The sequence below is a fragment of the Actinomadura sp. BRA 177 genome (genome assembly GCF_013372625.1).
Taxonomy (GTDB): Bacteria; Actinomycetota; Actinomycetes; order Streptosporangiales; family Streptosporangiaceae; genus Spirillospora.
Genome location: NZ_JABXFD010000184.1, coordinates 1 through 9172 on the forward strand (window position 1 = coordinate 1; position 9172 = coordinate 9172).

The following is a 9172-nucleotide window of genomic DNA, read 5'->3' on the forward strand; positions in this document are numbered from 1 at the left end:
TCGGTTTGGGTTGGGTTGCTGTTTTTTTTTGAGTGAACGGCGGCCAGCGACCTCGCGGTCGCGTCTTCGTCGGCGGCGTCAGATGAGTAGAAGGGACAGGAGTGGTGGCGTTGGAGGGCAGGGGCTTGGGGGCGACTTGGCTAATGAGGGGGGTCTTCATTACTATCCGTAGCCGTTCCGCGTCCCCGTTGGTCGGGGGCGCTTCCCCGATAGCCCCCTGGAGTCCTTATGAGCGGGTTCAAGAAGTTCCTCTTCCGCGGGAACCTGGTCGACCTCGCGGTCGCGTTCGTCGTCGGAGCCGCGTTCGCGAGCCTGGTGAAGGACTTCGCGAGTTCGTTCATCACTCCGCTGATCGCGCTCATCGGCGGGAAGCCGGACTACACGCGGCTGGCCGTCACCATCAACGGCACGACGTTCCCCTACGGGGTCTTCGTCACGTCGGCGATCGCGTTCACCATCACGGCGGTGATCGTCTACTTCCTGGTCGTCCTGCCGACCGCGAAGCTGATCGAGCGGATGGACCGCGGCAAGGAGGCCACCGAGCGGGAGTGCCCGCAGTGCCTCAGCGAGATCCCGGTGAAGGCCCACCGCTGCCGCTACTGCACCGCGGACCTCGTCCCCGCCGCCGAAATGCCCTCCTAGCCCCCGGCGCGGGGACGGCGGTCACTCGTTCTCGGTGCCGAATTCCCAGTGCCAGGGTTCGAAGGGATTGCTGTAGGCCCATGCCGGGTGGATCCAGCCGTACTTCCCGGCGTGGGCCTCCATCCAGTTGAACTGGACGGAGCCCGAGTTCTGGATGCCGCCGCACAGGTCGAGGGCCTGTCCCTTGCCGTGGTTGCTCGTCCCGGGGACGGCCGCGAAGCCGGGGCGCCGCGCGTAGACCGACTGCTGCGCGGACAGGCTCCGGTACGCGTCCGTCACGCACATGTCGCGGCCGAACCGGCGCTTGTACGCGCCGTTCATCTTGTAGAAGGCGAGCGCCGCGTCCGCCCGCAGCCTGTGTCCGCCCTTCTGCGGCAGCGGGCACAGGTACTTCGACGGGATCAGCCCGTTGGGGAACTTCTTCGCGTCCGCGGCGAGGCTCTTGTCGCAGCCGAGCTCCAGCCGCTTCTGCCGGGACACCGCGAGCTTGTCGAGCATCGCGTTGAGCTGCTTGGTCAGCTGCGCCGACTTGCTCTTCAGCCCGTCCACCTCCTGCTGGAGGCGCGTCTGCTCCACCGCGTTGCGCGACTGCAGGTCCTGGGCGGTGGACGCGAGCCGCTTCCGCCGGTTCTGCAGGTCGTCGGCACGGTCCACGAGGGCCTGCTGCGACTGGGCGAGCAGCGTCACGTCCGCCGTCGACCGCAGCGCTTCGCTCGGATCACCGCCACCGAAGATCGCCATGGATCCGGTCGCGCCGCTCTGCTGGTAGGACGAGTTCGCCAGGCGGGCCAGCGGCTCCCGGATCCGGTTCAGCTCGGCCTCGGCCTTCGCGAGGTCCTTCAGCGTGCCGCGCAGCTTCACCTGCGAGGCGGCCAGATCCTTCTGCCGGCCCTTCATCTGATCGGTGGCCTTCTCAAGCTGGTCACGGGCCTTCGCCGCCTCGCGGCGCAGCGACTCCAGCGAGTCAGCCCGGCCCGCGGCGGAAGCGTGCGGCGACAGCACCGCCGTCACCAGGAAGACCGCGGTCAGCGCCGCCGACCGGGGGTACGGCACGGTCGTTTTCCTCCAGATGCCCAGATGCGGAACAGCGGCAGAACGCTACTACAGGTTCTACGATGACCTGTGCGTAACCGGTTCAACGGCCACCGTGACCGTGCCGCTCGCACCACCGGCGCATCCACCAGACGTCGTCCCATCCCGCCGGGCACGGCCGCCGCACCCGCCTGGTCGGGGACGGGCTGGGCGTCGGTGTCGCGGTCTTCCGCGGTTTCACCACCGGCGCCGGCGCCCGCTTAGGCGTCTTCGTCGCCGCCTGCGGCTCCGACTCCGGCGGCACGTACTTCCCGTACGTCGGCTCGCTCTCCGGCGTGGCCGGCGCGACGTTCTGCACCGGCGTCCCCGCCGTCTCCGGACGCTCCTGGACGGGCTCGTCCCGCATCCCGACCGCGATCATGGACGCCACCAGCACGGGAACCGCGAAGGCCCCGGCGATCACCGCGACCCCTCTGCCCCGGGACGCGCGCTCGTTCACCTCGTCCTCGGCCGCCTGGTCCTTCGGCTGCCCGCGATGCCGTCCCGTCACGGCACCGAAGCGTACCCACACCGGCCCCACCTGGCCTAGAGCCCCCGGCCGCCCCATATGAAGAAGCGCTCACCGCTCCCTTTCCCCTACCCTGTACGTGCCGTCCGCTACGCTCTAGCGCGAGCGACGACAAGCCTCCGTAGCTCAGGGGATAGAGCACCGCTCTCCTAAAGCGGGTGTCGCAGGTTCGAATCCTGCCGGGGGCGCCCTGCAACCCGTTGACCAATCGAGCGCGGGACGACGGGTGCTCGCATTCGCTGATCACGGGCCTGCGGTGGCATCGCAGTGCCGGCAGCGCCGCTGGATGAACCGAACGGGCAACCTCTGGCGCATGGCGCGCCTCACCCCTCCTCGGCATCGCCATGCGATCGGCGGCACGGGCGTGCGCTTCTTCGGCAGCTTCGGCGCGTGGCGAGCCGACTGCCCGGAAGACCCGTGGCACCTCACTTGGTCATCAGTCGGCCGCCAGCGCGGTCCGGAAGCCCTGCGCCAGCGCGGACCAAGGATCGGTGATCGGGTCGAAGCGCCCCGCGACGAAACCGTCCGGCCGGACGAGCAACGCGCCGCCGTCCTCGTGACCGCGAAGATTCGCCCACGCACCACCCGGGTCGGCGAACTCGCTGCCGACGTCGACGACCACCATCTCGTAGCCATGCCGGTCCGCTGCCTCCCGCCACTCCCCCGCACGACCACTCGTGATCAGCAGGAACCGGCCGGGCTCGATCAGTTCGTGGGTGGCCGTAAGGCGGCCGGCTCTGGACAGCCACGTGTGCGGCATCCGATGTCCCGGTCGGGCGCACTGCCGGTACTCCAGGCCGAGCGGGTCCGCCTCCGGCCGTTCGGTCCCGTCGGAGAGGACGTATCCCGCGTCGGCGTAGTCGTAGCCCATCTCCAGGCCAAGGTGTTCGGTGGTGATCCGGTTGGTGTCGAAGTACTCCCTCAGCACGGCGCGCCGGGTGCGGCCGTCGGCCGTGTCGGCGAACAGCGCCGCGTACTGGCTGCGGTTCCACGCCGGTGCCGCTCCTTCGACGACTCCGGTGCCGCCGGTCATGGCGATCTGGTTGAACAGTGAGTACAACGCTCGTTCTACGACCTGCCGGGCGACCGGCCGGCGTTCGGCGGCGTAGCTGTTCAGCAGCGCTGCCGGTGCCGTGCCAGTCAGCACGGCGGCCAGCTTCCAGCAAAGGTTGTGGACGTCGTGGACGCCCGTGTTCAGCCCCAGCGCGCCCGACGGTGGATGGCGGTGTGCCGCATCGCCGGCAAGGAATACGCGTCCCACCGAGAACCGATCCGCCACCGTGCCCTCAACGGGCCAGCGGCTGATGGACTCGATCCGCATGGGATGGTCGCCCGGCAGCTTCAATGTCTTCCGGACCAAGTGCTCGACCGCGGCGTCGTCGAGCTCGCTGCCCTTCGCCGAGCCCGGCGGCCTGGCGAACATCAGCGTCCACGCCTCCGAATGCCGCCCCCACCGCTTCGGGCCCATCGGGACCACACCGCAGTGCAGAAACCGTCCGGTCTCCTCGTCCAGGCTGCACACCCGGTTCACGATCGCGTCGTCGTGTGCCATGAACGGTGAGAAGTCGGCATGCACATGCAGGTTGACCCACTCCAGCAACGTCGGTGTGCCGACCATTTCCACACCGAGTGCCGGGCCGATCGTCTTCCCGCCGTCGGCGGCGATCAGATAGTCGGCACGTACGTGGTGAAACTCGCCGGCCGCCCGGTCCCTGACCGTGGCGAGCACGCCCTCGTCGTCCTGCACCAGCCCGATCGTCTCGTGGCCGAAGAGAACGGTGCTCGGATCGCGTTCCTCCGCGTGCGCACGCAACAGCGGCTCCAGCCATCGCTGCCCGAGGTTGCCATGCCGGTGTCCGCAGGCGGCCGCGTACCGGACCGCCGACTGGCCGCCACCGTACGCGTCGGCTCGGTGCAGGACCTGACGGTCGTACGGCGCGTCGCCCCCCAAACTGGTCAGCCACACCATTGCCGAAGACTTCTCCGGCGGCGAGCCCTGGCGGTAGATCTCCTCGGCCAGGCCGTGCCGGGCCAGGATCTCCATCGTCCGTCCATTGATGATGTGCGCTTTCGGCTGCGGCGACGTCGTGAAGTGCCGCTCGACGAGGATCGACTCGATCCCCATGTCGGACAGGAAGATGGACGCGGCCAGACCGGAGCCGCCGCCGCCCACGATCAACACCGGCGTATGACGCTCTCGCATTGTTCCTCACACGGGTTCCGCGACCAGCAGGCTGGTCTCCAGCGCCAGGTCATGTGTCGCCGTCAGGCGCAGGCCTGCGGCCTCCAGAAGGCTCCGGTAGCCATCGAGCGTTCGCTCCCGCCCGCCGGCCATCATGAGAAGGTGGAGATCGAACAATTGCGGTAGCAGGCGCCCTTCGCCCGCACCGGTCGGAATCACCCGCTCGACGACCAGCAAGCGCGCCGCGGTTTTCATCATGGCCTTCCGCACATTGGTGAGAACCCTGACGCAGCCGCGATCCTCCCAGTCCTGGAGCACCCGGGACAACAGGTACACGTCCGAACCGCCGGGTACGGAACCGAAGAAGTCGCCAGCCACCAGTTCATATCGGCCAGGTACTGCGGCGGCGAGGTGCTCCTCGGCCACCGCCAGCATGTGCGGGCGGTCGAACAGGACACCCCGTGCGGCGGGAGCGGCGCGCAGCACGGTCGACAGCAGCAACCCGCTTCCCCCGGCAAGATCAGTGACAGTCCGGCATCCGGTGAAGTCGTACACCCGGGGGACGTCCTCGAAGAACACACTGCCCGCGTTCATGGCACGCAGGAACTTCGCACCCGCACCCGGGGACTCGGCAAGGTAGGAGTGCAGGTCTTGCTGGAAGGACGCTTCGAACCCCGAGCGTCCCGTCTTGACGGTCGTGGCCACCGCTCCCCACGCCCGGTGGAACTCCTCGCCGTACAGGACGCACATGTCCCGCATGGAGCCGCGGGCATCGCTGCGGAGCAGCTGGGCGAGCGGAGTGAGGTCATAGCCCGCGTGATCGTCGCCGGCGAACACTCCGAGCCCGACCAGCAGACGCATGAGCCGGGCGATGCCGTCGCCGTCTGCGCCCACCTCCACGGCGAGTGCCTTCGCGGTGCGGTGACCCGCTGCCACGTGGTCAGCGAGCCGCAACGCGGCGGCCGCGTACAGCGCCTGGGCCCGCCAGGTGCCAGTGACGACGTCCACGATCTTCTGAGAAGGTGTCATGGCTTCCGACATGATCGCGTCACCCGTCCGTTGCGCCGGCGGCCATGGCCACACCCGGCTCCGGCGGAGTGCTGAGTATCGCGCGGTGCCGGTCCCGCAGTACGCGTTTGAGCACCTTTCCCGTGACCCCGACAGGGATCTCGTCCCGGCCGACCGCGGCGACGACGGCCTCGAGCCGTGCCATCCCGCGCTCTGCCAGCGTCGCGTTACAGCGCACCAGCGCATCCTCCGCCGTTAACGGCTCGTCCTTGAACAGCACCACGGCGATCGGCTTGGCGAACCCCTCGGCCTTCGGGTCGTCGACACCGACGACCGCCGCGTCGAACGCCTGCGTCGCCATCAGCACCACCTCCTCGACAGGGAGGCTGTACACCGGCCCCTGCTCGGTCACGATCACGTCGGACGTGCGGTCGAGGTGGTACCAGACACCGTTCACCCGCCGCACGACGTCACCGGTGAGGAAGTATCCGCCACGGCGCGATCGCTCGTTGAGCGACGGATCGCTCACGTAGCCGGGGGTGACACTCGGGGTACGGACTCCGAGCAGGCCCGCCTCGCCGTCCGGCAGTTCGGTGCCGCGCGTGTCGAGCACGGCGGCCTTGCGCACGACTGGCACGGGCTTGCCGATGACGCGGTCCTCGTACCGCGTTGTATCCCCCGTGTGCGCATGGCGGAAGAGCACCATGCCCATCTCCGAGGAGCCCAGGCCGTCCAGATAGGTCGATCCAGGGCGCCAGCCGTCGCCGGTGCGTGTCCGCCCGATGTGGACGAGCGGGCGGATGTGCCGCTCATGGGACGCGTCTCCCATCCCCATCCAGGTGTGCACGCATCGCCGCGCGTCGGCGGACAGGTCCTCGACCGGCACATTGGCCAGCGAGTTGGGAAAGCCGACCACGATGGTCGGCCGGAAGATGTTCATCGCGGCGGCCATGGAAGGTCCCGACGCGTCGTCCACCATCATCGTGGGCAGGCCGAGCAGCAGCGCCAGACTCACGTAGCTGATCCCGGCAGAATGACTCTGTGGCAGCGCCGCCAGCAGCCGGTCCGACTGCAACGACGGGAACCGCCAGAGCCGCTCCCGCTTACCGACGAAGAACCCGCCGTGGGTGAACAAGGCGGGCTTGGGCACTCCGGTGGTTCCGGACGAGTGCGAGATCATGATCAGGTCGCCGTACGCGTGCCGATGAGGTCTCGGTGGCGGACCGCCGGACCACGCGGCCGTCCGGTGCACGGATTTGATGTCGACGGCGCCCATGGTGCTGCCCTCCGATTCCGGCAGCGTGCGCAACCGTGACTCGTCGGCGGCGAGCAACGTGGCGTCCGCGGCGGAGAGGTAGCCCGCAGCGATGTCCGGTGCCATGTCCGGGTTCGCGATCACGCTCACCCCGCCCAGGCTGGTCACCGCGATGTGGTGCAGCAGGCCCAGCAGCCCGTCCCTCGTGTAGATCCCGACGCGCGTGCCGTGCCCCACGCCGTGGGCGTGGTACCAGTTGGCGAAGCTCTCCACCCGCTCGCGCAGTTGGCGCAGTGTCAGCTCACGCGGGCCGGGGCCGTCCGGCCGGAAGATCACCGGACGATCGAGGTCCAGCGCGATGTCGCAGGCATGCCAGAAGAAGTTCCCCGCACCGAGGTCCCGGCGCAGCGTCAGGCGGAGCCGCTGGGCGATCGAACGGTGGGTACCGGACAGATACATGCGCCTTCACCTCGGCCAATGCGCTCATATGTTGACCAAATGGACGCTACTTGCGCGGTGAGAGGGTGGCTCTCCGCTTCTTGCCCAGTAATCCGGGCCGCCGAGTGCAACCGAATCGGGTCCGCCGGTGTTCACCTTCAAGTCACGCGCCCAACGGCGACGCACCCAAGACACGAGAAGGGAACATCCCATGAATGTGCAGGCTTCCCGCACCGATTCGGAGGCGGAGCGACCGGTCGGCGGTCCAGGGTTCGGCCTTGTCCTCTTTTTATGCGCCCAGTTCATGGTGATGCTGGATGCGTCCATCGTGACCGTGGCCATCCCGAGCATCCAGCACGACCTCGGCTTTTCCAGCACTGGCGTGCAGATGGTCATCACGGCTTACAACACGGCGTTCGGCGGCGCGCTGATCCTCTGCGGACGGATCGGCGACCTGCTGGGACGGCGGCGAGTCTTCGTCATCGGCATGATCGCCTTCGCTGCGACATCGCTTCTGTGTGGATTGTCCGAGAGCGCGCTGATGCTCGTGGGCGGACGGGTCCTGCAGGGCTTCTCGGCCGCGTTGATTGCGCCGAACGCCCTCGCTCTGCTCACCAGTTCCACGCCCGAGGGGCCGGCGAGAGCCAAGGCGATGAGCAAGTTCGGCATGGCGACCGTGCTCGGATTCATCAGCGGCCTGGTGTTCAGCGGCCTGCTCGTGCGCGCCTGGGGCTGGCAGAGCGTGTTCTACGTGACCGTTCCGGTGGGCCTGCTGGTCGCACTGCTGGCGCCGAGGTTCATCCGGGAGGCGCCGCGGCGGCCGCACAAGATCGACGTCGTCGGCGCCGTCCTGATCACACTCGGGGTCGCCCTGATCGTCGCCGCTCCCGCGCAGAGCGTGGCGTCCGGTTTCGCGTCCGCCTCGTTCCTCGCGCCGCTGGCGGCCGGCGCCGCGCTCCTCGTGGCGTTCCTGTGGCTCGAGACCAGGCATCCGGAACCGCTGGTACGCCTGGCGCTGTTCCGCTCCCCGGTCATCCGGTCGGCGAACCTGGTCTCGGTCGCCTCCGGCTTCTGCTCGGGCGCCGCGTACCTGCTGACCACGATGTTCCTCCAGGAGGTGCGCGGTTACTCGCCGCTGGAGGCCGGTCTCATCGTGGCGCCGGTGGGGGTCCTGAACATCGCACTCGGGTTCGTGCTCGGCAAGTGGATCACACGGCTCGGGATTCGGGTGTCCATCACCGCCGCCACGCTGGGGTCCGGACTGCTCATCGCCTTGGTGGGCTCACAGGTCTCGGACACGGCGAACATCTGGGTGTTCGCGGTCGTGCTGCTCCCGATGGGCATGGCGTTCATGGCCACCACCGTCACCTCGACGCTCGCCGCGACCACGGGGGTCGCCGACCACGAGCAGGGCCTCGCCGCCGGGGTTCGGCAGACCTCGTTCCAGCTCGGCATCGCCGTGGGGGTGGCCGTACTCATCCCCATCGCCTCCGGCCACGCGGCGTCACCCGGCGACCTCGCCGAGGGAATCCGAACCGCGCTTCTCGTCCTCGCCGCGATCGTGGGGGTGGCGGGAGTAGTGACCTACTTCGGCATGGGTCGCCCTACCGGGCAACGATGACACGGCACGAAACCGAACGGCCCCCGCTACAGGGGCCGTTCGGTCCGGCGGGGATGCTCTTATGGATGTCAAGCGGCGAGTTCAAGATCGTTGGTTGTGGTGATGAGCTGGTAGAGCTCGCGGGCGATGTAGCGCTTAAGGCATCGGATGATCTCCTTTTTGGACATGCCTTCCTTGGTGCGCCGGTCGGCGTAGGCGCGGGTGCGGGGGTCCCAGCGCAGGCGGCAGAGCACGACACGGTAGAGGGCGGCGTTGGCGTGCCGGTCTCCGCCGCGGTTGAGTCGGTGCCGGTGGGTGCGGCCGGATGAGGCGGGGATCGGGGCGGGGATCGGTGTCGTATACACCTCTGACGCTGCCGACGTAGAGGGGAAGGTAGCGGCTCGGTGTGGGCGTCGTCCCACACAACACACACAGAAAACACAACAG

General features: G+C 68.5%; 7 protein-coding genes, 1 tRNA gene and 1 pseudogene. 3 read left to right on the forward strand and 6 right to left on the reverse strand.

What is annotated here, in order from left to right; all coding sequences use genetic code 11:
* Positions 1-228 precede the first annotated feature (228 nt).
* A complete protein-coding gene (gene mscL, locus HUX53_RS06300; protein ID WP_176402221.1) occupies positions 229-642 on the forward strand; it encodes a large conductance mechanosensitive channel protein MscL in 414 nt (137 codons plus the stop codon).
* Positions 643-663: 21 nt separating this feature from the next.
* Here mscL and HUX53_RS06305 read toward each other — a convergent pair whose 3' ends face one another.
* The gene (locus HUX53_RS06305; RefSeq protein WP_176402222.1) at positions 664-1695 is read right to left on the reverse strand and encodes a D-alanyl-D-alanine carboxypeptidase family protein; all 1032 of its coding nucleotides are present in this window, start codon (positions 1693-1695) and stop codon (positions 664-666) included.
* An 82-nt stretch (positions 1696-1777) separates the two neighbouring features.
* The gene (locus HUX53_RS06310; protein WP_176402223.1) at positions 1778-2224 is read right to left on the reverse strand and encodes a hypothetical protein; all 447 of its coding nucleotides are present in this window, start codon (positions 2222-2224) and stop codon (positions 1778-1780) included.
* 133 nt (positions 2225-2357) lie between these two features.
* On the opposite strand from HUX53_RS06310, the gene HUX53_RS06315 reads away from it, so the two are divergent.
* Positions 2358-2430, forward strand: a tRNA-Arg gene (locus HUX53_RS06315).
* A 248-nt stretch (positions 2431-2678) separates the two neighbouring features.
* Here the strand turns inward: HUX53_RS06315 and HUX53_RS06320 are convergent.
* From HUX53_RS06320 to HUX53_RS06330, 3 genes are read right to left on the reverse strand one after another with little or no spacing between them, the layout of a single operon-like run.
* Complete coding sequence (locus tag HUX53_RS06320; protein ID WP_176402224.1) at positions 2679-4445, reverse strand: FAD-dependent monooxygenase; 1767 nt, start codon at positions 4443-4445, stop codon at positions 2679-2681.
* Positions 4446-4451: 6 nt separating this feature from the next.
* Positions 4452-5465: a methyltransferase gene (locus tag HUX53_RS06325; protein ID WP_176402225.1), complete on the reverse strand. Its 1014-nt coding sequence runs from the start codon at positions 5463-5465 to the stop codon at positions 4452-4454.
* Positions 5466-5472: 7 nt separating this feature from the next.
* Positions 5473-7146, reverse strand: coding sequence for a class I adenylate-forming enzyme family protein (locus HUX53_RS06330; RefSeq protein ID WP_176402226.1), 1674 nt, complete (start codon positions 7144-7146; stop codon positions 5473-5475).
* A gap of 190 nt (positions 7147-7336) precedes the next feature.
* Between HUX53_RS06330 and HUX53_RS06335 the strand changes: the two genes are divergently transcribed.
* On the forward strand, positions 7337-8746 hold the full coding sequence (locus HUX53_RS06335; RefSeq protein ID WP_255204987.1) for an MFS transporter: 1410 nt from the start codon (positions 7337-7339) through the stop codon (positions 8744-8746).
* Between the two features lie 68 nt (positions 8747-8814).
* On the opposite strand, the pseudogene HUX53_RS06340 reads toward HUX53_RS06335, so the two are convergent.
* Positions 8815-9069 (reverse strand): annotated as a pseudogene (locus HUX53_RS06340) (transposase); the annotation flags it as partial.
* Positions 9070-9172: the final 103 nt, after the last annotated feature.

What these genes read in the sequence shown, in the direction of transcription:
- HUX53_RS06320 (WP_176402224.1), bottom strand. Translation starts at nt 4,445, where the DNA reads ATGCGAGAGCGTCATACGCCGGTGTTGATCGTGGGCGGCGGCGGCTCC.
- HUX53_RS06330 (WP_176402226.1), bottom strand. Translation starts at nt 7,146, where the DNA reads ATGTATCTGTCCGGTACCCACCGTTCGATCGCCCAGCGGCTCCGCCTG.
- HUX53_RS06325 (WP_176402225.1), bottom strand. Translation starts at nt 5,465, where the DNA reads ATGTCGGAAGCCATGACACCTTCTCAGAAGATCGTGGACGTCGTCACT.
- HUX53_RS06335 (WP_255204987.1), top strand. Translation starts at nt 7,337, where the DNA reads ATGAATGTGCAGGCTTCCCGCACCGATTCGGAGGCGGAGCGACCGGTC.
- mscL (WP_176402221.1), top strand. Translation starts at nt 229, where the DNA reads ATGAGCGGGTTCAAGAAGTTCCTCTTCCGCGGGAACCTGGTCGACCTC.